This window comes from Vreelandella jeotgali Hwa (assembly GCF_000334215.1).
Classification (GTDB): Bacteria; Pseudomonadota; Gammaproteobacteria; order Pseudomonadales; family Halomonadaceae; genus Vreelandella; species Vreelandella jeotgali.
Window position 1 is genome coordinate 36,725 of sequence record NZ_AMQY01000014.1, and the last position, 23,518, is coordinate 60,242.

Here is a 23,518-nt window from a genome sequence, read left to right on the forward strand (position 1 = left end):
ATTCCCGGCCTTCTGCCCCGATAATGGGGCGGTTTTTCAGGCCGGGAGTGCCCCCTCATGGCATTGTTATCCGCTGAATCCCTGCTGACGCCGCCGTTTACTCGTGACGACGTTGACATCGCCTCGCGCGACGTTATTCAGCAGGGATTTTTCCACGTTGAAGCGCTGACCCTGCGCCACCGCCTGTTCGAAGGCGGCTGGAGCGAGCCCATGCGCCGCGAGCTGCATTGCCGCCACGGCGCGGTGGGCGTGTTCATGTACGATGTCGCGCTGGATTCGCTGGTGTTTATCGAACAGTTCCGCGTCGGCGCCGTTGACGATGCCTCGCCGTGGAAGCTGGAGCTGGTGGCGGGGTTGATGGACAGCGACGAAACCGAAGAAGACGTGGCGCGTCGTGAAGCCCGGGAAGAAGCCGGCTGCAGCGTTCACGAGCTGATGCGGCTGCACAGCTACTATCCCAGCCCCGGTGCCTGCAATGAGCGGGTAACGCTGTTCTGCGCGCTGGTGGATGCCGGTGACCTGGGCGGTATTCACGGCGTGGCCGATGAGCACGAGGATATCCGCGTGCATGTGGTACCCTTCGCCGATGCGTGGGAGCTCATGCAGGCCGGGCGGCTGGATAACGCCATGACGCTGATCGGTATGCACTGGCTGGCCGGTCAGCGCGCCTCGCTGCGGGCGTTGCCCGAACACGCGCGCCGATTGGGCACGCCGGCGGCCTCGTGAGGTTGATTCTCCCGTCATCATGATCCGTGGTTGATCCAGCAGGAGCCTACATGGCCCGCAATGCCTACGTTACCGATTTGAAAACGCTGCAGGGCGAATGCAGCGCCAACTACGTGCGTCTGCTGCGCCTGGTCGGCAACATGCAAGAGGGCCAGCAGCGCGATATCGGCCTGGGCGATGAGCCCGAGCCGGTAGAAGCCGAGTCGGCTCATGCAGACAGCGCCTTGACGCTGCGTCTGTTTATTCAGCAGAACGCGCCCTATACCACCCTGGTAGAGGTGAGCCAGAGCGGCCCGCTGGATCGCGTGGTCGAGCAGCCCCGCATGCGCGTGCACCTTTACCACGACGTGCGCATGGCCGAGGTCATGGATTTTCAGCGCGAGCGCCACTTCAGCGGGCGCTACCGCTACCCCAATCCGCGCATGCACCAGCCCGACGAAAAGCTCCAGCTCAATCGTTTTCTCGGCGAATGGCTCGCTCACGGCCTGGCCCACGGGCGCAGCGCCTTTGTTGCTGAAACGCCGTAAACGATAGCGGCACCTCTTATAGCCGCTCCTCTTGATGACCCCCTGCCCATGAAACTGATCCAGATTACCGATACCCATCTCCACGCCGACCCCGCCACACGCTCGCGCACCGGCGTGCCCCATGCCCGTCTGGAAGCCGTGGTGGCTGCGGTGACCGCCGAGCGGCCGGATGCGGTGGTTGTCACCGGCGATATCAGCCAGGACGAAACGCCGGCGTCCTACGCCGCTGCGGTGCGGCTGTTCGATACGCTGCCGTGCCCCTGGCACTGGCTGCCCGGCAACCACGATCGGCTGGATCTCATGGCCGCCGAGCGCCCGCTGGTGGAAGCGGTAGAGCTCGGCGACTGGCAAATGCTGCTGCTCAATACGCAAGTGCCCGGCGAGCCCCAGGGCAGGCTGGGCCGCGAAAGACTTGATGCGCTTAAGCGTCAGCTGGAACGGCTTGAGCGCCCCACGCTGATCGCCATGCACCATCCGCCGGTTGTGGTGGGCACCGACTGGATGGATGCCATCGGCCTTGAAGACCGCGACGCCTTCTGGCGCCTTCTTGACGGCCATGACCGAGTCCAGGCGGTGGTGTTCGGCCACGCGCACCAGGCGTTTGCCACTACGCTGACCGACAGCAGTGGGCACGCGGTCGGCGTGTACGGCTGCCCGGCAGCGGCGGATCAGTTTCTTCCCGGCGCTACCCACTTTGCCGTTGATGCCGAGGCTCGCCCCGGCTACCGGGTGCTGACACTGGACAGCCAGCCCTTGGCTACCAGGGTCAAGCGGGTGAGCGTGGGGCCTCGAGACTAACGCGGCAGGGCGATCCTGCCCGGGCGATTGCCGGATGGCGTCGGCCATGTCGCTATCTGCGTTATAAAAAGATAGTTATACATTCTTTTGGGTTATTGGTGTGTTCGGGGTAATCTGCCTTGCCATAGCGCGCCTGCCACGTCACGCCCTGCGGGCCGATGGCGTTCGGGGCTGCGCGTCGTTTTCTTCCCGTGAGGCAGTGGCACATGACCCAGACATCCGCTCTTTCCGCGAGCGCCGATCCGGCAGCCGATACCCTCAGCGCTGCCCGGCTGACGCACCTCAAGCAGCTGGAAGCCGAATCCATCCATATCATCCGCGAAGTGGCGGCCGAGTTCGCCAATCCGGTGATGATGTACTCCATCGGCAAGGATTCCTCGGTGATGCTGCACCTGGCGCGCAAGGCCTTCTACCCGGGCACGCCGCCGTTTCCGCTGATGCACGTCGACACCACCTGGAAATTCCGCGAAATGATCGAGTTTCGCGACCACATGGCGGAAAAAGCCGGCATGGACCTGATTGTCCACACCAACGAGGAAGGCCGCGCGGCCAACATCAACCCGTTTGACCACGGCAGCGCCAAGTACACCGACATCATGAAAACCCAGGCGCTCAAGCAGGCGCTGACTAAGCACGGCTTCGATGCGGCCTTCGGCGGCGCGCGGCGCGATGAAGAAGCCACCCGTGCCAAGGAACGGGTGTACTCGTTCCGCGACAAATACCACCGCTGGGACCCCAAAAAACAGCGCCCCGAGCTGTGGAACATCTACAACGCCAGGGTCAACCAGGGTGAGTCGATCCGCGTGTTCCCGCTGTCCAACTGGACCGAGCTGGATATCTGGCAGTACATCTATCTGGAAAACATCGACATCGTGCCGCTGTACTACGCCGCGCCGCGTCCGGTGGTCGAGCGCGACGGCATGGACATCATGGTCGACGACGACCGCCTGCCGCTGGAGCCGGGCGAGGTCCCCGAAGAAAAGTCGGTGCGCTTTAGAACCCTGGGCTGCTACCCGCTGACCGGCGCGGTGGCGTCCAAAGCGGCGACGCTTCCCGAGATTATTCAGGAAATGCTGCTGACCAAAACGTCGGAGCGCAGCGGGCGCGCCATTGACCGGGACCAAACCGGCTCGATGGAGAAGAAAAAGCGCGAAGGCTACTTTTAACGGGGAGCGGTTTCATGGCACACCAGTCAGCACTGATAGAAGACAATATCGAGCAGTACCTGCACGAGCACGAAAACAAGGACCTGCTGCGCTTTATCACCTGCGGCAGCGTCGACGACGGCAAGTCCACCCTGATCGGGCGGCTGCTGCACGACTCGCAAATGATCTTCGAAGATCAGCTCGCGGCGATTACCCAGGCGTCGAAAACCAGCGGCACCACCGGCGACGATGTCGACCTAGCGCTGCTGGTCGACGGCCTGCAGTCCGAGCGCGAACAGGGCATCACTATTGACGTTGCCTATCGGTTTTTCTCCACCGACAAGCGCAAGTTTATTATCGCCGATACCCCGGGGCACGAGCAGTACACCCGCAACATGGCCACCGGCGCGTCCACCGCCAGCCTGGCGGTGATTCTGATCGACGCCCGCCACGGCGTGCAGACGCAAACCCGCCGCCACAGCTTCATTGCCGACCTGGTGGGTATCGAACACCTGGTGATTGCGGTCAACAAGATGGACCTGGTGGACTACGCCGAGGCGCGGTTTAACGAGATCGTCGCCGATTACCGGGCGTTTGCCGAACAGCTCAACGCCCCCGACATTCGTTTTGTGCCGCTTTCCGCGCTGGCCGGCGACAACGTGGTCAACGAAAGCGAGCATACGCCCTGGTACTTTGACCCGGCGCGGGGTCACGACGGCGCAACGCTGATGTCGATGCTGGAAAACATCGAGTTCGTCCGCGATCGCAACCTCTCCCAGCTGCGTCTGCCGGTGCAGTACGTCAACCGCCCGAACCTCGATTTTCGCGGCTACTGCGGTACGCTCGCTGCCGGCATCGTGCGCCCGGGCCAGCAGGTCAAGGCGCTGCCCTCGGGCAAGACCGCCAGCGTCGAGCGCGTGGCGACCTTTGACGGCGATCTGGAAGCGGCCTATCCGGGCCAGGCGATTACCCTGACGTTGGACGACGAGATCGACATCTCCCGGGGCGACTGGATCGTCGCGGCGGACGAAGACGTGCCGCTGTCCAACGCCTTTGCCGCCGACATCGTGTGGATGCACGAAGACGCCCTGACGCCGGGCCGGCTTTACGACTTCAAGCTCGCGACCCGGGATCTTTCCGGCCAGGTGCGCGCGATTGACTACCAGGTCGACGTCAATACGCTGGAACACCACGCGGCCGATTCGCTGGAGCTCAACACCATTGCCCGCTGCGAGGTGGAGCTGACCGCGGCGATTCCCGTGGACGACTACCGCCAGAGCCCGGGCACCGGCAGCTTTATCGTCATCGACCGGTTAACCAACGTCACCGTCGGCGCGGGCATGATTCGTGGTGCGCTGGAAGAGGGCGACAGTGCCGCTGCGGGCACCACCGACTGGGCCGCCTTCGAGCGCGACCTGAACGCCCTGGTGCGCAAGCATTTCCCCCACTGGGAGGCTCGGGATATCAGCCGGCTGATATAGCCCGGCCCGAGCTATGGTCGTTAGCCTCAATTAACCGGGCGAGTCGCTAACAGGTTGGCGTGCCGCTAAAAAACACGCCTTCACCAAAAAACAGCCCTTCCTCAAAAGCAGTCCTTCACCCAAAACAGCCCTTCCCCCGTGCGAACCGGGAAAGGGCTGAAGAAAGGGGTTAAGAAAGTACTGAAAAAGGTACTGAAAAAAGTACCGGACTCAGAGAGCCGTTACGCGCTCTGTGCCGTCAGGGCATCAGACAATGCCGTGATCGATCATGGCATCGGCGACCCGGCGGAAGCCGGCGATATTGGCCCCCAGCACCAGGTTGGTGGGCTCATCAAACTCGGCAGCGGTCTCGGCACACTGCTCGTGGATGTCGGCCATGATGGCCTTGAGCTTGTCGTCGACCTTTTCCAGCGGCCACTGTTCCATGCTGTTGTTTTGCGCCATTTCCAGCTGGCTGGTGGCAACGCCGCCGGCATTGGCCGCCTTGCCCGGGCCGTAGGCGATACCCGCGTCGAGGAAGCGGTTGATGGCATCCGCCGTGGAAGGCATGTTGGCGCCTTCGCTGACGCAGTCGACGCCGTTTTTCAGCAGTGCTTCGGCGTCCACGGCAGTAAGCTCGTTCTGGGTGGCGCAGGGGAAGGCGATATCGGCCTTGATATGCCAGACGGCGTGGCCTTCCTCGCCGGGATAGTCGGCCGCGGTGATATAGCGGGCATCCGGGCGCGCCGTCAGATAGTCTTCCAGCGATGTACGCTTGACTTCCTTGATGTCCTTGAGCAGCGCCAGGTCAATGCCCTCGGGATCATGCAGGGTGCCGCCGGAATCCGAGCAGGTGATCGGTTTGGCGCCCAGCTCCAGCAGTTTTTCAATGGTATAGATGGCCACGTTGCCGGCGCCGGAGACCAGGCAGGTCTTGCCTTCGATGGTTTCCCGGCGGGCTTTCAGCATATTCTGGGCGAAGTAGACGGCGCCGTAGCCGGTAGCTTCCTTGCGCCCGATGGAGCCGCCCCATTCCAGCCCCTTGCCGGTCAGGATGCCTTCGTAACGGCCGGTGATGCGCTTGTATTGGCCGTAGAGATAGCCGACTTCGCGCGCCCCCACGCCGATGTCACCGGCGGGAACGTCCTGGGTCGGGCCGATATGGCGGTACAGCTCGGTCATGTACGCCTGGCAGAAACGCATGATTTCGGCATCCGATTTGCCCTTGGGGTCAAAGTTGGAGCCGCCCTTGCCGCCGCCCAGCGGCAGGCCGGTGAGCGCGTTTTTGAAAATCTGCTCAAAGCCCAGAAACTTGATGGTGCCCGAGGTCACGCTGGGGTGGAAGCGCAGCCCGCCCTTGTACGGCCCCAGCGCCGAGTTGAACTGGACGCGGTAGCCCTTGTTGACCTGGGCCTTGCCGTTGTCGTCCGCCCAGCAGATGCGGAACATGATCTGGCGCTCGGGCTCCACGATGCGCTCGATAATGTTGTGTTCCAGGTAGTGCGGGCAGCGCTTGAACAGCGGGCGCAGGCATTCCAGCACCTCTTCGGCCGCCTGGTAGAACTCGGTTTGTGCCGGGCTGCTGTGCTTCAGGCTGGTCAGGGTGTCGTGGACATAGGTTTCCAGGTGGCGATGATTGTCCGGGGTATCGGGCGTGTTGTGGTCCGCATTGTTATGGTCCGTGTTGTTATCAACCATGCTGATATGACCTCGGGTAGATGGGTGTAGAAATGAAGAAAACGCCCCATTAAACCGCAATATGCGCTTGGTGCATACCCTATGCGTCAATCGGTTTTGAGGAAAAGGCCGCTTTTACGACCAAAGAACGGCTGCAAAACCGTACCTCTCCACCGGATCGCGCAGCGGTGAAAAACGTGGCGGTGAAAAGTGGCTGTGAAAACGTGGTGGGGAAAGCCCGACGGCAAAAAGCAGGGCGGCAAAACCGGCAGCCGGGCCCGGGTCATTCCATCACGGCAGGCGTGCTAGGATAACGCCGCGTATTCCCCTTAACGTGTCATGCAATGCGAGGTAAACAGGTGGAGCAGAAGGTTCCGGCAACGTGGCTGGTGTACTGCCGGCATGGCTTCGAGCGCGATGCGCTGGCAGAGCTTGAAGCCCATGCGGCCCGCCACGGCATCGCCGTCGAGGGCCATACGGGAGAGGGCCGGGCAGCTATTACACGCACCGATGGCGCAAGCATCAATACCTTGCAGCGTGCGGTGCCGCTCAACCGGCTGGTATTTGCCCGGCAAAGCCTGGTGGCGCTGCCGGCGCTGACGCTATCCCGTGAGGATCGTCTGGGGCCGGTGGCCGAACGTATTGACGAGGCGGGCTGGAGCTTTGAAAGCATCTGGCATGAGACCCCGGATACCAACGAGGGCAAAACGCTTGCGCGCCTTGCCAAAGCGCTGACTCGGCCGCTGCAGCATAAACTCAAAAAGCACGGTGCCCTGCGACGCAAGGCCGGAGGGCGGCGGCTGCACCTGTTATGGATATCGGGTGAAGCGGTACAGCCGGGCATGAGCTTTCCCGGCAATCGCAGCGAACTGGTGGGCGGCATCCGCCGGCTGCGTTTTCCCGCCCGAGCTCCCAGCCGTTCGACGCTCAAGCTGGAGGAGGCCTGGCACGAGTTTGTCCCGTCGGATGAATGGGACGAACGGCTGGCAGACGGTATGCAGGCGGCGGACCTGGGCGCGGCGCCCGGCGGCTGGACATGGCAGCTGGTGCAGCGCGGTATGCACGTTTACGCGATAGATAATGGCCCCATGGACAAGGCGTTGATGGCGACCGGGCAGGTAGAGCATCTGGCCGCCGACGGCTTTGTCTGGGAACCGCCCCGGCGTCTGGACTGGCTGGTATGCGATATAGTCGACAAGCCGTCGCGGGTGCTGGCGATGATGGAGCGCTGGCTGGTAAACCGCTGGTGCCGCGAAGCGATATTCAATCTGAAATTACCCATGAAGCAGCGCTGGGAAACAGTGCAGCAGGGCCTGGATGCGCTGGAGCGCTCGCTGGACGAAGCCGGCGTCAGGGCAACGGTGGCGTGTCGTCACCTCTACCACGACCGCGAAGAAGTCACGGTGCACGTTCGGCGGCTCGACGACGACTAAGAGCCGGAGCCGCCGGGGTAAAAGGGCCGCCGCGATGACGCCGGGAATCGCGGTGCGGGCTTCGGGTCAGGCATCGCCGGGAACAAAGGCCCGGATCGTCTCGTCGCCGGTCAGCAGGGGGAAGACGTGCTGCATGGCGGCAGCCCGGGCATCGCTGGCGTACCAGCTTTTCCAGGCGCTGAGGTTGCGCCACTGGGTGACCACCAGGCGACGGTCGGCGCGCCCCTGTTCCACCAGGCTTTCACCGCTGATAAAACCCTCGACGTGACGCGATGCGTGGATGGCCTCTTGCGCCGCTCGGGTATACTCTTCTTCCAGGCCCGGCATGATACGCCGTTCGATAATGATTTTTATCATGTTTATCCCTGAATTGCTGTGAGGAGTCATGACGACCAATCCCACTGACACTTTATCCGACCGTGACACACTACCCGAGCATGATGCGCTGCTGGATACCTGCGGCCTCTATTGCCCGGAACCGATCATGCTGATGCACAACAAGGTGCGTGACATGGCGCCGGGCGAGGTGCTGCAGGTCGTTGCCACCGACCCGGCGACGACCCGCGACGTGCCGCGTTTCTGCGGGTTTCTCGGCCATGAGCTGTTCGCGCAGCACACAACCGACGACGTGCTGCGCTACTTTATTCGTCTGGCGGATTGACCGACCCCCGGGACGCGGGCACCGTTATCAGCGACAGCGCTTCCAGCGTCGCCGGGTCTTCCTCCATGATGCGGTTGGCAATATGGCGCTGGAAGAAATACAGCCCGGGGTGGCGTGACCGAGCGTTATACAGACAGTCATCGCCGAGCAGTATCGGCACCATGCCGGCCTCGTCTTCATCGGCCAGCAGGGCGTCAACGCGGCCGTTGCTGTACAGCGACCAGCCGTGAACCGGCTTCATTTGCCAGGGCGTCCCCGGGTGGTCCATGCACAACGCGTAGGTGCCCAGATTATCCGGCAGCTGCTGGATGAGGGTGACGCTCTGCGACGTTTCGTATTCAAAGTAGGCGGCCGCCGCCGTGAGTTCGTCGTATTTGTGTTCGGGCGGCGCGGTGAAAATCTCTTCGGTTTCGGGATCGCGGTAGCCGATGAAATGCCCGTTTTCGTGGTGGCTGATACGTTGGCAGGGCGTCAGCGTATCCATCCAGGGCACCAGGCCGACGACGCTGCCGTCCTGATTGAGCCCCCAGGCCAGCAGGCTGATGCCGTAGCAGGTTTGCGTATCGTTATCCAGCTGGTAGAGCATCTCCAGCCCGTCGAGCTCGGGAGCCAGACGGACCAGCTGTTGTTGCGCCTGATGGCGCTGGCGTACCGTTTCCAGATCGATGACCTGGGCAGAGCGGGGTGACACAGATGCGCCCATGATGTCCCTCCTGGTGCTGCGTGGTCTCGATGTCGGCAGGATGCTGCATTGCCGCTTCATCTCACCAATAGCACAGCTTGACAGGAAGGTTAAGCCTTGCCGGCGTTTTGTCGGCGTATCGCCGTTCAGGGGCAGGCGGCCGGCCTTATCAGGCCGCGACGCTCGGATTCCGGGGCGTCCGGCTGATTCGCTGTAGCCGCCAGCCCAGCAGGGCGGCGGCGGTGCTCAGCCCGGCGATCAGCCCGATCCAGTAGCCGTGCACGCCCAGCGGGCCGCTGACGGGGCCGGCGCCGTAAGTGCCCAGCCAGTAGCCCCCGCCGAGCCCGACGCACCAGTACGAAAGCACGGTAATCAGCATGACGATGCGGGTATCCTTGTAGCCGCGCAGGGCGCCCGCGAGGTTGGCCTGGAGCGAATCCGATACCTGATAGAACACCGCCAGCGTCAGCAGCGAGGCGGCCAGCTGCTGCACCTCGGCGTTGTCGGTATACAACGAAATCACCCAGCGGCCGGTAACCCACAGCAGCGTGCTGTTGATTGCCGCCGTGACCAGGCTGATGGCGACGCCGTTGCCGGCGACCTTCCGCGCCATTTCCGGGCGTCCCTGACCCAGCGTATTGCCCACGCGCACCGTCAGCGCCATGCTTAACGACAGCGGCAGCATGAACAGAATGCCGGTATAGCTGAACGCTACCTGGTGGGCGGAAATGGTGATTTCGCCCAGGCTGGCGATGAACAGGGCAATCAGGGTAAATAGCGTGACCTCGACAAAGATGGCAATGCCGATGGGCAACCCGACCGCCGTTAGCTCGCGCAGCCCGCGCCAGTTGGGCCAGCTCAGGCGGCGCCACAGCTCGACCGCGCGGTAGGCGTGGCCCAGGCGGGTGTACAGGGTGAGGGCGATGGCCATGGTCCACATCGATACCGCCGTGGCAATACCGCAGCCGACCGCGCCCAGCGCCGGCAGCTGCTGCAGAAAATCAGGCAGCCAGTGGCCGAATAGCGCCACCAGGCCATCACCGCCGTAGATCAACACGTAGTTGATGGGGATGTTCACGCCCAGGCCGATCAGGCTGATCCACAGCGATGGGCGGGTATGGTTCATGCCGTCGGAAAAGGCCCGTAGCGCCTGAAAAAGTGCCACGCCCAGCATGCCCGGGGCCAGCGCCGCCAGGTAGGCCGACGCGGCTTCGGCGACGTCCGGCGGCACCTGCATCAGGGCAAAAATCGGCCTGACGGCAAAGCCCAATAGCCCGGCCGAGATCAGCCCCAGCAGCAACGCCACCCACAGCGCCTGGTGCACCGCCGGTCGAATGGCCGCATGGCGCCGGCCGCCCAACAGCTGGGCGACAATCGGTGTTACCCCCATCATGGTGCCGGTCATGAACAGCATCAGCGGCACCCACAGGCTTGAGCCTACCGACACCGCGGCCAGCGCCGTGGCACTCTGGTGCCCGGTCATCATCACGTCCACCACGCTCATGCCTTCCTGAGCGAGCTGGGCGCCGCAGATGGGCAGCGCCAGGCTGGCGAGCTGGCGGGTCTCCGGCCAGTAAAACGTTGTCAGCCGGGAAGCGATACGGCTCACGGCGGTCTCCTGTGGATGAGGGGTAAAGAAGCGCCGCAATCGGCGAGCGCTTATGATAGCAGCCGGGGGCGGGCATCGCGCGATGTCGCACCGGCGTCATCAATCAGTTGGAAGTACGGGATACGATGGAAGCACGGGATACAATGGACCACGCGGAAGCAAGAGATACAACGGAAGCAGTATCTAAAACGGAAGCAGCGGCCAGGGCGGCGCATGACCAGCGCTGGCAGCTGGGCGATATTATCGCGCTGTTCGACGGCGTCTTTGCCGAGCGTTATCACACCCGCCTGATTCGCGGCGGGGACGAGCCGATTTACCTGCCGGCAGATGCCGAAACGCCGTACCACCGCATCATTTTTGCCCGAGGGTTTTTCGCCAGTGCGCTGCATGAAATCAGCCACTGGTGCATTGCCGGCGCCGCGCGGCGTCAGCGCGAGGACTACGGCTATTGGTACCTGCCCGACGGGCGTAACCAGGCGCAGCAGCACGCCTTCGAGCAGGCGGAAGTGGCGCCCCAGGCGCTGGAATCGCTGTTTGCCGAGGCCTGCGGGCGATCGTTCAACGTCAGCGTCGACAACCTCGACGGCGACGCCGAGGTGGACCGCCATGCGTTTGCCGACAAGGTGTGCCAGCGCGCCCGGCGCTATTGGGCGGAAGGCCTGCCCGCCCGGGCGGCGGCGTTTTATCGCGCGCTTGCCTGCTATTATCAGCCCGATGACAACGCCGCTCGGGTGACGCGGGAGCAGGCCTGTGCCGCCGGGCGCGACCTGCTTGCGGTCAGGGTTGGGTAAGGCGCTGGTGAAGGTGCAGCATGGCGTCGATTTCATCATCGGGGCGCATGGGTTCCAGCCCGCGTTCGTTGAGCATGTCGCCACGACCGCGCTGCCAGTCGCCCGGGCTCAGGTCGTCGTAGAGCACCTCCGCCGGCGCCAGCTCCACAAAGGGGTCCAGCCCGTAGGTGTCGAAGAGGCGCGTCAGCGCCAGCTCGTCCTCGCCGGTGCCGTTGGTGTACAGCGTGGCATTGAAATGATCGGTTTCCAGCTCGCGGATCACGTCCAGCGGGCTGACGCCGAGGCTTTCCAGCTCTTCGATGCTGTATTCGCCCATAATCCCGGATTCTTCGTCGATCCAGCTGTCATCGGGCTGAATCAGGGTGTGCTTGACGCTGCCGTCGGTACGCGACCAGGCAATGGCCAGCGGCAGGCCTTCCTCGTCTCCGGTTTCAATGGCAATGAAGCCCGGCATATCAGTCATGGGTAAGCCCTCCGGTTGCCGTGTTGTCGGCGATGTGATCAGCGGATGGCGCCCGCTCGGCGTCGGCCGGCAGGCGAAAGAAGTCGCTGGCGGTCTGCGTGGTCGCGGCGGCCAGCGTCGCCTCCTGCACACCCCGCCAGTGGGCGATTTCGCGCACGACCCAGGGCAGCAGGGCCGGCTCGTGGCGCCGCCCCTTGAGTTTGGCCGGCAGGTTGCGCGGCAGCAGGTAGGGGCAGTCGGTTTCCACCATCAGGCGGTGTAGCGGAATATCGCCCACCAGCGGACGCAGGTGGTGGCCCCGGCGCTCGTCGCACAGCCAGCCGGTCAGGCCGATGTGCAGATCCAGATCGAGATAGCCGTACAGGGTGTCCCTGTCCGCCGTGAAGCAGTGAATCACCGCCTGGCCGATGTCGTCGCGCCAGCTGGCGAGCATCTCGCGCATGCGCCGCCCGGCGTCGCGCTCGTGGATAAACAGCGGCAGGTCGTGCTCGATGGCGAGCGCCAGCTGGGCCTCGAAGGCGTGCTCCTGCTCCGCCGGCGTGGAAAAATTACGATTGAAATCCAGCCCGCACTCGCCGACCGCGACGATGCTGTCGCGTGCATAAAGCGATGCCATATCGCGCGCCATGCCCGGCGTCCAGTTATCGGCATCGTGCGGGTGAACGCCGGCCGTGGCGTACAGGCCGGGGTGGCGTTCGGCCAGCTCCGCAGCCTGGCGGGCGTGTGCCAGGTCCGTGCCGGTAAGAATCAGCCGGGTGACGTTGGCTGCGCGGGCACGTTGAATGACGGCATCGCGGTCGCGGTCAAAGCTCCGGTGGGTCAGGTTGGCGCCAATATCCACCAGCGGAGCCGGGGCATGAAACTGCAGGGTGTCGGGCAGCGCGTCGTCAAAAGAGGCGTGGGCCACGCGAAGCTCCTCGGATAGCGGGTTGAGTGAGCGGCCGGATGCGGCCGGCCGGTGCTGGCGCACGAGTGTAACCTCTGGCGTTCGGTGCGGCGATAGCCACCACCTGGATCCCTGCATGGGTTACACTGGTGCGTTTGACGGCGCTGCGCGTTCCCCGCGCGGCTCCCATGCGTTCCGCCTTGATTTCGAAACCGGCTTTTGAACCCGGTTTTTGAAACCGCTTTTGACACTGGCTTTGACATTGGTATTGAAGGAGATAACCGCGTGACATTGTTACGACTCGAACAGCTACAGCTGGCTTACGGTACCCATGTCCTGTTGGACCATGCGGATCTGACCATCGAAAAAGGCGAGCGTCTGGCGCTGGTAGGGCGTAACGGCACGGGCAAGTCAACGCTGTTGAAGCTGGTGGCCGGAGAGAACCAGGCCGACGACGGCAACATCTGGCGCGCGCCGGGGCTGAAAGTCGGCGTACTCTCCCAGACGCTGCCGGAATCGTCGGGCATGACGATTTTTGACATGGTCGCCCAGGGCCTGCCGGAAGCCGGCGAGCTGCTGTCGGAATATCATCATCTGATTACCGCCGCCGACCCCGACATGGACCGCATGGCCACGCTGCATACCCGTATCGAGGCGATTGACGGCTGGTCGTTCCATCACCGCATCGACGTGATTCTGACGCGCCTGGGGCTGCCGCCCGATGCTGACATGAACGCCCTTTCCGGCGGCTGGCGCCGGCGGGTCGCGCTGGCTCGCGCGCTGGTGGCCGACCCCGATCTGCTGCTGCTTGATGAGCCCACCAACCACCTGGACCTGGACACCATCGCCTGGCTGGAAGAGCAGCTGCTGGCCTTTAACGGCGCGGTGCTGCTGATTACCCACGACCGGGCCTTTCTGTCGCGTCTGGCGACCCACATCCTTGAACTTGACCGCGGCAAGCTGGAGCGCTACCCAGGCAACTACGAGGCCTATCAGGCGCGCAAGGAGCACGAGCTGGAAGTGGAAGCCCGGGAGAACGCCGAGTTTGATAAAAAGCTCGCCCAGGAAGAAGCCTGGATACGCCAGGGCATCAAGGCGCGGCGCACTCGTAACGAGGGGCGCGTGCGGGCACTGCAGCAGATGCGCGCGGAACGCGGACAGCGTCGCGAGCGCCAGGGAACGGCAAACCTGAGCGTGGACCGCGGAGAACGCACCGGCAAGCGGGTCATGGAGCTTGACCGCGTGAGCCACGGCTATGGCGACGATACCCTGATTGATGATTTCAGCCTGGAAGTCCAGCGCGGTGACCGTATCGGCTTTCTGGGGCGTAACGGCGCGGGCAAAACCACGCTGCTCAAGATCATGCTCGGCGAGCTTGAACCCGATTCGGGCAGCGTTCGAGGAGGCACCAACCTCAACGTGGCGTATTTTGACCAGCTGCGCGCCGGGCTTGACCCCGAGGAAACCGTCTACAACAACGTCGCCCAGGGCAGCGACCGCGTCACGGTCGGCGGCAGGGACCGCCATGTGATGAGCTACCTGCAGGATTTCCTCTTTACCCCCGAGCGGGTGCGCCAGCCGGTCAGGGCGCTGTCCGGCGGCGAGTCCAATCGCCTGCTGTTGGCCAGGCTGTTCACCCAGCCGGCCAACGTCCTGGTGCTGGACGAGCCCACCAACGATCTGGACATGGAAACCCTGGAGCTTTTGGAAGAGCTGCTGCTGGACTTTGACGGCACGCTGCTGCTGGTATCCCACGACCGGACCTTCATGGATAACGTGGTGACCAGCGTGCTGGCGTTTGAAGGCGAAGGCCAGGTGCGCGAATACGTCGGCGGCTACACCGACTGGGTACGCCAGGGCGGCAAGCTGCCCCCGGCGCCCTGGGAGGGAGCCGCCCGCCAGCAGGCCGAGCCGGTCGCGGAGCCGGGCTCGGCGGCATCCGCCGATGGGCCGGCGGCGAAGAAGTCGGCGGCCAACACCGCTCAAAGCGGCAAGGCGGGCAACAGGCAGTCGTCCAGACTGACGTATAAACTCCGGCTCGAGCTGGAAGGCCTGCCGGCCGAAATCGAGCGCCTGGAAGAACAGGTGGCCGAGCTGGAAGAAGCCGCGGGGGACCCGGCGTTTTATCAGCAGAACGCTGATGAAGTGGCGGCCGGACTGACGGCGCTAAGCGAAGCCCAGCAAACGCTGGAAACGCGCATGGAGCGCTGGATGGAGCTTGAGGCGATGGCCGAAGGCGAGTCGTAGCGCTGAAGACAGGCAGGGGGTGGCGCAAGATCGGGCAAGGCAATTATCCATCAACAAAAGGCGCCCACGGGGCGCCTTTGGGACGGGGTCTGTCAGCGGCTATTCGTCGCTTTCCTCGCCTTTCTGCCCGACGCGCACCGCCAGGACATCGCACTGGGCGCCGTGCAGTACGCCGGTGGACGTGGAGCCCAGCAGCAGGGCAAAGCCGTGGCGCCCGTGGGATCCCACCACGATCAGGTCCACATCGTTATCGGCGGCAAAGCGATGAATTTCGGTATCCGGCATGCCCACCACGACGTGCTGGTTGTCATCGGACACATGCGGTGAGGCAATCTCTCCCAGGCGTTTTTTCGCGTGGTCATCCAGCTGGTCCTGAATGCTGGTCAGGTCCATGGGGATATCACCGCCGTAGGCAAAGCCCAGCGGCTCCAGGGTGTGCATGATCGAGATGCTGGCATGATCGTTGCGTTCGGCAATAACCATGGCGCGTTCGAGCACCTTGTGCGAATCCTTGGTCAGGTCGACCGCCACCAGAATATGGTTGTAGCTCATGTGTCCCTCCGCGGTGGTGAATGCGTGATGCGTGACAGGTAATGTTACCGGGATCGGTACGCGCGTGTGTGCGCCAAGTCAAGGTGTTGCCCGAGCCCCCGGGCAAAAGCCGGTAGGCGGGATTCCGTGGCCCCGGGGCGCACAAGCCGCTGCAAGCCGGTGTGGAAACCTGCCTTCGAGAATGCCGGGGAAAGTGCCCCCGGGCAAGTCCATCAGGCGCCACTTTAGGCCGGGTGGCGCGATTTCACAACGGCTGGCGCTGGTGACCCGCGCGCCGGCCGCCGCGGTTGGAGAAGCGAGACAATGGAGTGGTTGATCATTATCGGGATCATGTTCACGGCGATGTCGCCGGTCATGTGGCTCAAGCCGACCCGGGGGCAGCGCCGGCACAGTCGTTTACGCCGTATGGCGCTGGACAAGGGGGTCAATATCGTCAGCCGGGAAGCGCCGCTGCACCTGACCAAAGAGCGGATGCCGGCGTATCGCCTGGGCTACCCCGGCGATCAGCCCGGGCCGGATTTCATGCTGGTGCGTGACGCCGTGGCGAGCGCTGCGCTGGATCGTTTTATTCCCGGGTGGCGCTTTCGCGTGGCGCCCTTGCGGCCCCTGCCGGACGCCGCGCGGCAGCGGCTCGAAGAGCTGGCAACCGGATTGCCGGACGATGCGCTGGTGGTGCAGTCCAGCGAAGTGGCGCTCACGCTATGGTGGTGGGAGTCGGGTACGGCCGAGGGCTTTGCGCCCTGTATCGAGACCGCGGAAGCGCTGCGCGACAGCCTGAAAGGGCATGCCGACCGCCCGGGCGCCGGGCCTCTGGCCGTGCCCGGATCGCGTTAGCTGTCGGTCTGGCGGGGCGTATCGCGCTCCTGCAGCGCCAGGCCGTTGCTTTCGATAACCGCCAGCCAGCGATCCAGCTGCGCGGTGTCCTCGTCGCTGAGGCCGTCGAGCATTTCCTGACGGGCGTCATCCGCCACGCGGCCGATTTTTTCCAGTAGCGGCATGGCCTCGTCGGTCAGATAAAGACGCTTGGTACGCCGGTCGCTTTCACAGGCCCGGCGTTCTATCAGCCCCTGTTCTTCCAGCTGGCCCAGGGTGCGCACCAGCGACGGTGCCTCAACGCCAATGGCGCGCGCCAGGTCGCACTGTGGCTGCCCGTCGCCCATGCGCCAGAGGTGGTAGAGCGTGACCCAGCGGGTTTGAGTCAGGCCCAGGGGAGCCAGACGCCGATCCAGAATCGAACGCCAGAGATGGGGAAGGCGGGCAATGCGAAAACCGAGTGACGTCGCCATGAGTGTCGAACTACCTGAAGAAAACGAGATGGTGAAATTGTCAACGCGCGGATGGCGTAATGCAACAGAAACCCGGGATCGGTTGGCGATTCGGTACCGGGGAGGGCTTGACGTGGTTGGCTATCTCGACCAGAGTCAAGCTATCAAACGGTCGTATGAATATGACCCGTTTTGTAGCGGGTGTTATAACCTGCTTTCTGACTGGCTTTTGTCGCCGGTTGCTGGAACGACCTGCATGATCCGTTTTACAGCGATCGGTTTTATGACCTGTATCACGACTTTGTGGAGCGGCGCGGATGATCTATCAAGGTAATGCCATCACGGTGGCGCGCGACGATGGCGATATCGCCACCCTGACGTTTGACGCCCGGGGCGAGTCGGTCAATACGCTTTCGGGTGCGACGGTAACCGAGCTGGGCGAAGCGGTCGACGCGCTGAAAGCGGAGACCGGCCTCAAGGGGCTGGTGCTTGCCAGCAACAAGGAAGCCTTTATCGTCGGCGCCGATATCACCGAATTTCACGGCTTCTTCGACAAGGGCGAAGACTATCTGGTGGAAATGAACCTCAGGGTTCACGACATTTTCAACGCTATCGAAGACCTGCCGTTCCCCACGGTTGCCGCGATTAACGGCCTCGCGCTGGGGGGCGGCTGCGAAGTTACGCTGACCGCGGATTTCCGCGTCATGGCCGACAGCGCCAAAATCGGCCTGCCCGAAACCCAGCTGGGTATCGTGCCGGGTTGGGGTGGCTGCGTGCGTCTGCCACGCCTCATGGGGGCCGACAACGCCATCGAGTGGATTGCCGGCGGCACGCAAAACCGCGCCGACGCGGCGCTGAAAAACGGGGCGGTCGACGCCGTGGTGCCCGTGGATGAGCTGGCCGCGGCAGCGCACACGCTGATTCAGCGTGCCAGCCGCGGCGAGCTGGACGTGGCATCCCGGCGGGCGGAAAAAACCGGCCCGCTCAAGCTCAACGCCATCGAACAGATGATGGTGTTTGAAACCAGCAAGGGCTTTGTCGCCGGCAAGGCCGGGCCGCACTATCCCGCGCCGGTGGAAGCCATCAACGTGATTCAGAAAGGCGCCGGCGAAACCCGGGAACGCGCCCAGCAAATCGAAGCGCAAAGCTTTGCCAAACTGGCGCTAAACGATGTGGCCTTTAACCTGGTCGGCCTGTTCATGAACGATCAGGCGGTCAAGAAACGCGCCGGCAGCTACGCCAAACAGGCGGGTGACGTCGCCCATACCGCGGTACTTGGCGCCGGTATCATGGGCGGCGGCATTGCGTACCAGAGTGCTTCCAAAGGCACGCCCATCCTGATGAAGGACATCAAGGCCGATGCGGTGGAGCTGGGGCTTCAGGAAGCCCGCAAGCTGTTCGGCAAGCAGGTCGAGCGCAACAAGCTCACCGCCGCGCAGATGGCCGAAAAGCTCACCAACATTCGCCCGACGCTCTCCTACGGCGACTTTGACGGCGTGGATCTGGTCGTGGAAGCCGTGGTGGAGAACCCCAAAGTGAAGGGGGCGGTGCTGGCCGAAGTGGAAGGCCAGGTCGACGATGGCACGATCCTGACCTCCAATACCTCGACGATTTCCATCAACCGTCTGGCGCAGAATCTCAAGCGTCCGGAAAACTTCTGCGGCATGCACTTCTTCAACCCGGTACATCGCATGCCGCTGGTGGAAGTCATCCGTGGCGAAGCGACCTCCGATGCGGCCGTGGCCGCGACCGTGGCGTATGCCCGGGCCATGGGCAAAACGCCGATTGTGGTCAACGACTGCCCCGGTTTTCTGGTCAACCGCGTGCTCTTTCCGTACTTCGGCGGCTTCAGCCAGCTGGTAGAACAGGGCGCGGATTTCCAGCACGTTGACAAGGTAATGGAAAAGTTCGGCTGGCCGATGGGGCCGGCGTATCTGCTCGACGTCGTGGGCATGGATACCGCCGTGCACGCCAACGAGGTCATGGCCGAAGGCTTTCCCGAGCGTATGGCACGGGACAGCAAAACCGCCATTCAGGTCATGTATGACAACGACCGCCTGGGGCAGAAAAACGCCAAGGGCTTCTACGCCTACGAGCAGGACAAAAAGGGCAAGCCGCAGAAGGTCAGCGATGACCAGGTGCCGGCATTGCTCAGCGAGGTGGTGCAGGGGCAGTCCACGCTTTCCGACGAGGACATCATCGCCCGCATGATGGTGCCGCTGTGCATGGAAACCGTGCGCTGCCTGGAAGATGGCATAGTCGACTCGCCGGCCGAGGCCGACATGGCGCTGATTTACGGCATCGGTTTCCCACCGTTCCGCGGCGGGGCGCTGCGCTATATTGATGCCATGGGCGTTGCCGAGTTCGTGCGGCTCGCCAATAGCCTGGCCGACGAGCTGGGGCCGCTTTACGCGCCGACCGACAAGCTGCGTCAGATGGCGCAGGAAAACGCCCGTTTTTACGCCGCCGAATAAGCCACCGCGCAAGGGAGAGAAAGATGAGTTTGAATCCGAGAGATATCGTGGTGGTCGACGCCGTACGTACCCCCATGGCCAAGGCCAAAAACGGCGCTTTCCGCCACGTGCGTGCCGAAAACCTGTCGGCGGCCACCATGCAGTCGCTGCTTGAGCGCAATCCCGGGCTGGCCCCGGCCGAGATTGACGATGTGATCTGGGGCTGCGTCAACCAGACCCAGGAACAGGCCATGAACATCGCACGTAACGCCGCGATCATGACCGGCATTCCGCGTAACGTGCCGGCTCAGACGGTCAACCGTCTGTGCGGCTCGTCGATGTCCGCCTTGCACATCGCCGGCGCCAACATCAAGGCCGGCATGGGGGATGTCTACCTTGTGGGCGGGGTGGAGCACATGGAGCATGTGCCCATGACCCAGGGCGTTGACGTCAACCCCGGTGCCAGCAAGTACGCCGCCAAGGCCGCGATGATGATGGGCGTGACCGCCGAGCTGCTGGGCAAGATGCACGGCATTACCCGCGAAGATCAGGATCGCTTTGGCGTGCGTTCGCACCAGCGCGCTCAGGCCGCCATGGAGCAGGGGCGCTTCGACAACGAGATTATCGGCGTCGAGGGCCACGATGCCGACGGGGTCAAGGCCCTGATTCAGCGCGACGAGGTGATTCGCGCCGATGCCAACCTGGAAGACATGGCCAAACTCAAGCCGGTGTTCGACCCCAAGGGTGGGACGGTTACCGCCGGGACGTCCTCGGCGCTATCCGTTGGCGGTTCGGCGATGGCGGTGATGAGCTACGAGCGGGCTCAGTCGCTGGGGCTGGAGCCCATGGCCAAAGTGGTATCCACCGGCGTGGCCGGCTGCGATGCTTCCATCATGGGCTATGGCCCGGTGCCGGCGAGTCAAAAAGCGCTGAAAGCCGCAGGGCTAACGGCCAACGATATTCAGACCGTCGAGCTGAACGAAGCCTTTGCCGCCCAGGGGCTGCCGGTGCTCAAGGATCTGGGCCTGCTGGATGACATGGACGACAAGGTCAACCTGAACGGCGGCGCCATTGCGTTGGGCCACCCGCTGGGCTGCTCCGGCACCCGGATTGCCACCACGCTTCTCAACGTCATGCAGCAGCGTGACACCCGCCTGGGTCTGGCGACCATGTGTATCGGCATGGGCCAGGGCGTGGCGACAGTGTTCGAACGCCTGAAGTAGCGCCTGGCGCCGGCGGCAATAACGCCGCTACCCATGCCGGCGTCAAACCGACGAGCCCCGCCAGCGCATCTTGCCGCCGGCGGGGCTTGCCGTTACGGTAACCGATAAGCCTGACGGACGCCGGCAAACGGCGCCGTCGAGATGATGCGACTGCAAGGAGGTTGAGATGGCATTTGCCCCGTCAGATCTGGAAGTCACCAGCACGGCGTTTGAACATCACCGTGACATTCCCGCCCGGTACTCCGGTGAAGGCGACGACGCCTCGCCGGCGCTGGCCTGGCAGAACCCGCCCGAAGGCACTCAGGGGTTTGCGGTCATCTGTCACGATCCGGATGCCCCGCTGATCCAGCACGGTACCTACGGCTTTGTACACTGGACGCTTTACAACCTGCCGGCCGATACGCTGTCGCTCGAAGAAAATACCCGGCTGGGTACGGCGGGGCAGAACGACGCCGGTGGTACCGGCTACAAGGGCCCCATGCCCCCGGAAGGTCACGGCAAGCACCACTATTACTTCTGGGTGCTGGCGCTGGACTGCCAGACCTCGCTGCCCGACGGCCTGAGCCTGGTCGAGCTGTTGAAGGAAGTCGAGCCCCATCTGCTGGGCATGAGCCGGCTGATCGGCACCTATAAGCGCGATTAGCGTCCTGCCCCCGCTGGGATAGAGTCCACTACCCTCGAAACTCGGGTCCTGAAGCCCGTCGGCACTCGGCGTCGGCGGACTTTTTTGTGAGCAACAAGTGAAAATGATTGTCGTTTATGTATGTAAATGCGTCGAACATGCGTGGATGTGAGCATGAAATCCACGGGTTTGGCCGCAAGGCTTCACAACGCCTGCATAGAGGACTAAAATGGTACCCAATTCGAGGCCGGCTGAGTCAGGCCGACGCCGGCAAGGGGAGAACGCTATGCTCAAGCTTTCGCGGCTGACCGACTACGCCGCCGTGGTCATGGCGCAGATTGCGCGATATCCGGACAGGCCTCACGCCGCTGCCGACCTGGCGGCCGACGTTCAGCTGCCGTCGCCCACGGTACGCAAGACGCTCAAGATGCTGGTGCGCGCCGGCCTGCTGACGTCGCTGCGCGGTGCCCAGGGCGGCTACCAGCTGGCACGGCCGGCGTCGCGCATTACCGCCGCCGAGATCATCGCGGCCATCGAGGGGCCGGTCGCCATGACCGAATGCAGCCAGGCCGAAGGCGACTGTGAGCTGGCGGATACCTGCGGCGTGGCCGACAACTGGCAGCGAGTGTCGCTGGCGATTCGTACCCTGCTGGAGAGCGTGACGCTGGCGCACCTGGCCGATACGGCACCGCTCAAGATGCCGGTAAGCCTGCCTATTCAAAGTATCAGTCTATCGGCGGCCACGGCGTAAGCCGCCTCCCATTACGTATCCGGCGAGCAGGCCTCGCCGCCCAATTGCCCGGAGGGTATCACCAATGGCAACTGAAGAAATGGAACAGTTGGTCCGTCGTGAGTACAAGGACGGCTTTGTTACCGATATCGAAAGCGATACGCTTCCGCCGGGGCTGGATGAGAACACCATCGCTTTCATCTCGAAGAAGAAGGGCGAACCCGACTGGATGCTCGAATGGCGTCTGGACGCCTACCGCCAGTGGCTCAAGATGAAGGAGCCGTCCTGGGCGCACCTGAACTATCCGCCCATCGACTACCAGGAAATTTCCTATTTCAGCGCGCCCAAACGCCCTGAGGATCGCCCGCAAAGCCTCGACGAAGTCGACCCCAAGCTGCTCGAAACCTACGAAAAACTCGGGATCCCGCTTCACGAGCGCGCGGCCCTGGCCGGCGTGGCCGTGGATGCGGTGTTTGACTCCGAGTCGGTGATTACCACCTTCAAGGACGACCTGGCGAAGGAAGGCGTGATTTTCTGCTCCATCTCCGAAGCGGTGCAGGAATACCCGGAGCTGGTCAAGCAATACCTGGGCACGGTGGTGCCCAAAAACGACAACTATTTTGCCGCGCTCAACTCGGCGGTATTTACCGACGGCTCCTTCGTGTTTGTGCCCAAGGGCGTGAAATGCCCCATGGAACTGTCCACCTATTTCCGCATCAACCAGGAAAATACCGGCCAGTTCGAGCGCACCCTGATCATCTGCGAGGATCGCGCCGAGGTTTCCTACCTGGAAGGCTGCACCGCCCCCCAGCGCGACGAAAACCAGCTGCACGCCGCGGTGGTCGAGCTGGTAGCGCTGGACGACGCCTACATCAAGTATTCCACGGTGCAGAACTGGTACCCCGGCGATGAAAACGGCGTCGGCGGCATTTACAACTTTGTCACCAAGCGCGGCGACTGCCGCGGGGCGCGTTCGCGCATCAGCTGGACCCAGGTGGAAACCGGCTCGGCGATCACCTGGAAGTATCCCTCCTGCATGCTGCGCGGCAAGGACAGCATCGGCGAGTTCTATTCCGTGGCGGTCACCGGCGGGCGCCAGCAGGCCGATACCGGCACCAAGATGGTGCACATCGGCGAGGGCACCCGTTCCTACATCGTGTCCAAGGGGATTTCCGCCGGCAACAGCGACCAGTCCTATCGCGGTCTGGTCAAGACCGGCCCTCGGGCGAAGGGCGCACGCAACTTTACCCAGTGCGATTCGCTGCTGATTGGCGATACCTGCGGCGCGCACACCTTCCCCTATCAGGAAATCAACAACAGCACGGCGACCGTGGAGCACGAAGCCACCACGTCCAAGATCGGCGAAGATCAGCTGTTTTACTGCCAGAGCCGCGGTATTTCCGAAGAAGATGCCGTGAGCATGATCGTCAACGGCTTCTGCAAGGACGTGTTCCAGGAGCTGCCCATGGAGTTTGCGGTGGAGGCCGAAGCCCTGCTCAACGTCACCCTGGAAGGCGCAGTCGGCTGATAGGCCGCGGGCCCTGCCCGCCATGATTGTTCACCGTCCA

At 63.4% G+C, this 23,518-nt stretch carries 24 protein-coding genes; 16 read left to right on the forward strand and 8 right to left on the reverse strand.

Annotated elements, in window-relative coordinates:
* Nucleotides 1-57: 57 nt before the first annotated feature.
* The 5 genes from C793_RS0106180 (at nt 58) to cysN (ending at nt 4,677) form a co-directional block, all read left to right on the forward strand.
* Nucleotides 58-726 (forward strand): NUDIX domain-containing protein, encoded by a 669-nt coding sequence (locus C793_RS0106180; protein WP_017430069.1) that lies wholly within the window; start codon nt 58-60, stop codon nt 724-726.
* A 50-nt stretch (nt 727-776) separates the two neighbouring features.
* The gene (locus C793_RS0106185) at nt 777-1,253 is read left to right on the forward strand and encodes a DUF1249 domain-containing protein (protein ID WP_017430070.1); all 477 of its coding nucleotides are present in this window, start codon (nt 777-779) and stop codon (nt 1,251-1,253) included.
* A 48-nt stretch (nt 1,254-1,301) separates the two neighbouring features.
* Nucleotides 1,302-2,051, forward strand: a complete 750-nt coding sequence (locus tag C793_RS0106190) for a phosphodiesterase (protein WP_017430071.1) — start codon at nt 1,302-1,304, stop codon at nt 2,049-2,051.
* A 206-nt stretch (nt 2,052-2,257) separates the two neighbouring features.
* Nucleotides 2,258-3,217 carry a sulfate adenylyltransferase subunit CysD gene (cysD, locus tag C793_RS0106195; RefSeq protein ID WP_017430072.1) on the forward strand — a complete coding sequence of 320 codons (960 nt, stop codon included), beginning with the start codon at nt 2,258-2,260 and terminating at the stop codon, nt 3,215-3,217.
* 14 nt (nt 3,218-3,231) lie between these two features.
* Nucleotides 3,232-4,677 (forward strand): sulfate adenylyltransferase subunit CysN, encoded by a 1,446-nt coding sequence (gene cysN / locus C793_RS0106200; protein ID WP_017430073.1) that lies wholly within the window; start codon nt 3,232-3,234, stop codon nt 4,675-4,677.
* Between the two features lie 246 nt (nt 4,678-4,923).
* Here cysN and gdhA read toward each other — a convergent pair whose 3' ends face one another.
* The gene (gene gdhA / locus C793_RS0106205; protein ID WP_017430074.1) at nt 4,924-6,354 is read right to left on the reverse strand and encodes an NADP-specific glutamate dehydrogenase; all 1,431 of its coding nucleotides are present in this window, start codon (nt 6,352-6,354) and stop codon (nt 4,924-4,926) included.
* Nucleotides 6,355-6,677: 323 nt separating this feature from the next.
* On the opposite strand from gdhA, the gene rlmM reads away from it, so the two are divergent.
* Complete coding sequence (rlmM, locus tag C793_RS0106210; protein WP_017430075.1) at nt 6,678-7,766, forward strand: 23S rRNA (cytidine(2498)-2'-O)-methyltransferase RlmM; 1,089 nt, start codon at nt 6,678-6,680, stop codon at nt 7,764-7,766.
* A 66-nt stretch (nt 7,767-7,832) separates the two neighbouring features.
* On the opposite strand, the gene C793_RS0106215 is transcribed toward rlmM, so the two are convergent.
* Nucleotides 7,833-8,123 (reverse strand): antibiotic biosynthesis monooxygenase family protein, encoded by a 291-nt coding sequence (locus C793_RS0106215; RefSeq protein WP_017430076.1) that lies wholly within the window; start codon nt 8,121-8,123, stop codon nt 7,833-7,835.
* A 28-nt stretch (nt 8,124-8,151) separates the two neighbouring features.
* On the opposite strand from C793_RS0106215, the gene tusA reads away from it, so the two are divergent.
* Nucleotides 8,152-8,427 carry a sulfurtransferase TusA gene (tusA, locus tag C793_RS0106220; RefSeq protein ID WP_017430077.1) on the forward strand — a complete coding sequence of 92 codons (276 nt, stop codon included), beginning with the start codon at nt 8,152-8,154 and terminating at the stop codon, nt 8,425-8,427.
* Here tusA and C793_RS0106225 read toward each other — a convergent pair.
* Both C793_RS0106225 and C793_RS0106230 read right to left on the reverse strand, forming a co-directional pair.
* Nucleotides 8,408-9,130, reverse strand: a complete 723-nt coding sequence (locus C793_RS0106225) for a hypothetical protein (RefSeq protein WP_017430078.1) — start codon at nt 9,128-9,130, stop codon at nt 8,408-8,410. The genes tusA and C793_RS0106225 overlap by 20 nt on opposite strands.
* Before the next feature lie 148 nt (nt 9,131-9,278).
* Nucleotides 9,279-10,718, reverse strand: coding sequence for an MATE family efflux transporter (locus C793_RS0106230; RefSeq protein ID WP_017430079.1), 1,440 nt, complete (start codon nt 10,716-10,718; stop codon nt 9,279-9,281).
* A gap of 143 nt (nt 10,719-10,861) precedes the next feature.
* On the opposite strand from C793_RS0106230, the gene C793_RS0106235 reads away from it, so the two are divergent.
* Entirely contained in the window at nt 10,862-11,509 is a 648-nt protein-coding gene (locus tag C793_RS0106235) for an elongation factor P hydroxylase (RefSeq protein WP_017430080.1), read from the forward strand.
* On the opposite strand, the gene C793_RS0106240 is transcribed toward C793_RS0106235, so the two are convergent.
* Both C793_RS0106240 and C793_RS0106245 read right to left on the reverse strand, forming a co-directional pair.
* Nucleotides 11,496-11,972: a hypothetical protein gene (locus tag C793_RS0106240; RefSeq protein ID WP_017430081.1), complete on the reverse strand. Its 477-nt coding sequence runs from the start codon at nt 11,970-11,972 to the stop codon at nt 11,496-11,498. The two genes, C793_RS0106235 and C793_RS0106240, sit on opposite strands and share 14 nt — an antisense overlap.
* Nucleotides 11,965-12,879, reverse strand: a complete 915-nt coding sequence (locus C793_RS0106245; RefSeq protein ID WP_017430082.1) for a TatD family hydrolase — start codon at nt 12,877-12,879, stop codon at nt 11,965-11,967. The genes C793_RS0106240 and C793_RS0106245 overlap by 8 nt, the downstream gene beginning before the upstream one ends.
* Before the next feature lie 264 nt (nt 12,880-13,143).
* Here C793_RS0106245 and C793_RS0106250 point away from each other — a divergent pair, with 264 nt between their 5' ends.
* Nucleotides 13,144-15,105 (forward strand): ATP-binding cassette domain-containing protein, encoded by a 1,962-nt coding sequence (locus tag C793_RS0106250; RefSeq protein WP_017430083.1) that lies wholly within the window; start codon nt 13,144-13,146, stop codon nt 15,103-15,105.
* Nucleotides 15,106-15,204: 99 nt separating this feature from the next.
* Here C793_RS0106250 and C793_RS0106255 read toward each other — a convergent pair whose 3' ends face one another.
* Nucleotides 15,205-15,657 (reverse strand): universal stress protein, encoded by a 453-nt coding sequence (locus tag C793_RS0106255; protein WP_017430084.1) that lies wholly within the window; start codon nt 15,655-15,657, stop codon nt 15,205-15,207.
* A gap of 303 nt (nt 15,658-15,960) precedes the next feature.
* Here C793_RS0106255 and C793_RS0106260 point away from each other — a divergent pair, with 303 nt between their 5' ends.
* Nucleotides 15,961-16,491 (forward strand): hypothetical protein, encoded by a 531-nt coding sequence (locus C793_RS0106260; RefSeq protein WP_017430085.1) that lies wholly within the window; start codon nt 15,961-15,963, stop codon nt 16,489-16,491.
* Here the strand turns inward: C793_RS0106260 and slyA are convergent.
* A complete protein-coding gene (gene slyA / locus C793_RS0106265; RefSeq protein WP_017430086.1) occupies nt 16,488-16,943 on the reverse strand; it encodes a transcriptional regulator SlyA in 456 nt (151 codons plus the stop codon). The two genes, C793_RS0106260 and slyA, sit on opposite strands and share 4 nt — an antisense overlap.
* On the opposite strand from slyA, the gene C793_RS14460 reads away from it, so the two are divergent.
* From C793_RS14460 to sufB, 6 genes are all read left to right on the forward strand, one after another.
* Nucleotides 16,942-17,256, forward strand: a complete 315-nt coding sequence (locus tag C793_RS14460; protein ID WP_156804942.1) for a hypothetical protein — start codon at nt 16,942-16,944, stop codon at nt 17,254-17,256. The genes slyA and C793_RS14460 overlap by 2 nt on opposite strands.
* A complete protein-coding gene (gene fadB, locus C793_RS0106270; RefSeq protein ID WP_017430087.1) occupies nt 17,240-19,396 on the forward strand; it encodes a fatty acid oxidation complex subunit alpha FadB in 2,157 nt (718 codons plus the stop codon). The genes C793_RS14460 and fadB overlap by 17 nt, the downstream gene beginning before the upstream one ends.
* Before the next feature lie 23 nt (nt 19,397-19,419).
* Entirely contained in the window at nt 19,420-20,598 is a 1,179-nt protein-coding gene (fadA, locus tag C793_RS0106275; RefSeq protein ID WP_017430088.1) for an acetyl-CoA C-acyltransferase FadA, read from the forward strand.
* Nucleotides 20,599-20,764: 166 nt separating this feature from the next.
* Entirely contained in the window at nt 20,765-21,241 is a 477-nt protein-coding gene (locus tag C793_RS0106280; protein WP_017430089.1) for a YbhB/YbcL family Raf kinase inhibitor-like protein, read from the forward strand.
* Between the two features lie 265 nt (nt 21,242-21,506).
* The gene (locus tag C793_RS0106285; protein ID WP_017430090.1) at nt 21,507-21,971 is read left to right on the forward strand and encodes an SUF system Fe-S cluster assembly regulator; all 465 of its coding nucleotides are present in this window, start codon (nt 21,507-21,509) and stop codon (nt 21,969-21,971) included.
* 64 nt (nt 21,972-22,035) lie between these two features.
* Nucleotides 22,036-23,478 (forward strand): Fe-S cluster assembly protein SufB, encoded by a 1,443-nt coding sequence (gene sufB, locus C793_RS0106290; RefSeq protein ID WP_017430091.1) that lies wholly within the window; start codon nt 22,036-22,038, stop codon nt 23,476-23,478.
* Nucleotides 23,479-23,518: the final 40 nt, after the last annotated feature.

Excerpts from the sequence above, each read along its gene's own strand:
- C793_RS0106225 (WP_017430078.1), bottom strand. The coding sequence starts at position 9,130 with ATGGGCGCATCTGTGTCACCCCGCTCTGCCCAGGTCATCGATCTGGAA.
- rlmM (WP_017430075.1), top strand. The coding sequence starts at position 6,678 with ATGCGAGGTAAACAGGTGGAGCAGAAGGTTCCGGCAACGTGGCTGGTG.
- C793_RS0106280 (WP_017430089.1), top strand. The coding sequence starts at position 20,765 with ATGGCATTTGCCCCGTCAGATCTGGAAGTCACCAGCACGGCGTTTGAA.
- sufB (WP_017430091.1), top strand. The coding sequence starts at position 22,036 with ATGGCAACTGAAGAAATGGAACAGTTGGTCCGTCGTGAGTACAAGGAC.
- C793_RS14460 (WP_156804942.1), top strand. The coding sequence starts at position 16,942 with ATGAGTGTCGAACTACCTGAAGAAAACGAGATGGTGAAATTGTCAACG.
- C793_RS0106235 (WP_017430080.1), top strand. The coding sequence starts at position 10,862 with ATGGACCACGCGGAAGCAAGAGATACAACGGAAGCAGTATCTAAAACG.
- fadB (WP_017430087.1), top strand. The coding sequence starts at position 17,240 with ATGATCTATCAAGGTAATGCCATCACGGTGGCGCGCGACGATGGCGAT.
- C793_RS0106260 (WP_017430085.1), top strand. The coding sequence starts at position 15,961 with ATGGAGTGGTTGATCATTATCGGGATCATGTTCACGGCGATGTCGCCG.
- C793_RS0106285 (WP_017430090.1), top strand. The coding sequence starts at position 21,507 with ATGCTCAAGCTTTCGCGGCTGACCGACTACGCCGCCGTGGTCATGGCG.
- C793_RS0106215 (WP_017430076.1), bottom strand. The coding sequence starts at position 8,123 with ATGATAAAAATCATTATCGAACGGCGTATCATGCCGGGCCTGGAAGAA.
- cysD (WP_017430072.1), top strand. The coding sequence starts at position 2,258 with ATGACCCAGACATCCGCTCTTTCCGCGAGCGCCGATCCGGCAGCCGAT.
- cysN (WP_017430073.1), top strand. The coding sequence starts at position 3,232 with ATGGCACACCAGTCAGCACTGATAGAAGACAATATCGAGCAGTACCTG.
- slyA (WP_017430086.1), bottom strand. The coding sequence starts at position 16,943 with ATGGCGACGTCACTCGGTTTTCGCATTGCCCGCCTTCCCCATCTCTGG.
- C793_RS0106240 (WP_017430081.1), bottom strand. The coding sequence starts at position 11,972 with ATGACTGATATGCCGGGCTTCATTGCCATTGAAACCGGAGACGAGGAA.
- C793_RS0106180 (WP_017430069.1), top strand. The coding sequence starts at position 58 with ATGGCATTGTTATCCGCTGAATCCCTGCTGACGCCGCCGTTTACTCGT.
- C793_RS0106255 (WP_017430084.1), bottom strand. The coding sequence starts at position 15,657 with ATGAGCTACAACCATATTCTGGTGGCGGTCGACCTGACCAAGGATTCG.
- fadA (WP_017430088.1), top strand. The coding sequence starts at position 19,420 with ATGAGTTTGAATCCGAGAGATATCGTGGTGGTCGACGCCGTACGTACC.
- C793_RS0106185 (WP_017430070.1), top strand. The coding sequence starts at position 777 with ATGGCCCGCAATGCCTACGTTACCGATTTGAAAACGCTGCAGGGCGAA.
- gdhA (WP_017430074.1), bottom strand. The coding sequence starts at position 6,354 with ATGGTTGATAACAACACGGACCATAACAATGCGGACCACAACACGCCC.
- tusA (WP_017430077.1), top strand. The coding sequence starts at position 8,152 with ATGACGACCAATCCCACTGACACTTTATCCGACCGTGACACACTACCC.
- C793_RS0106190 (WP_017430071.1), top strand. The coding sequence starts at position 1,302 with ATGAAACTGATCCAGATTACCGATACCCATCTCCACGCCGACCCCGCC.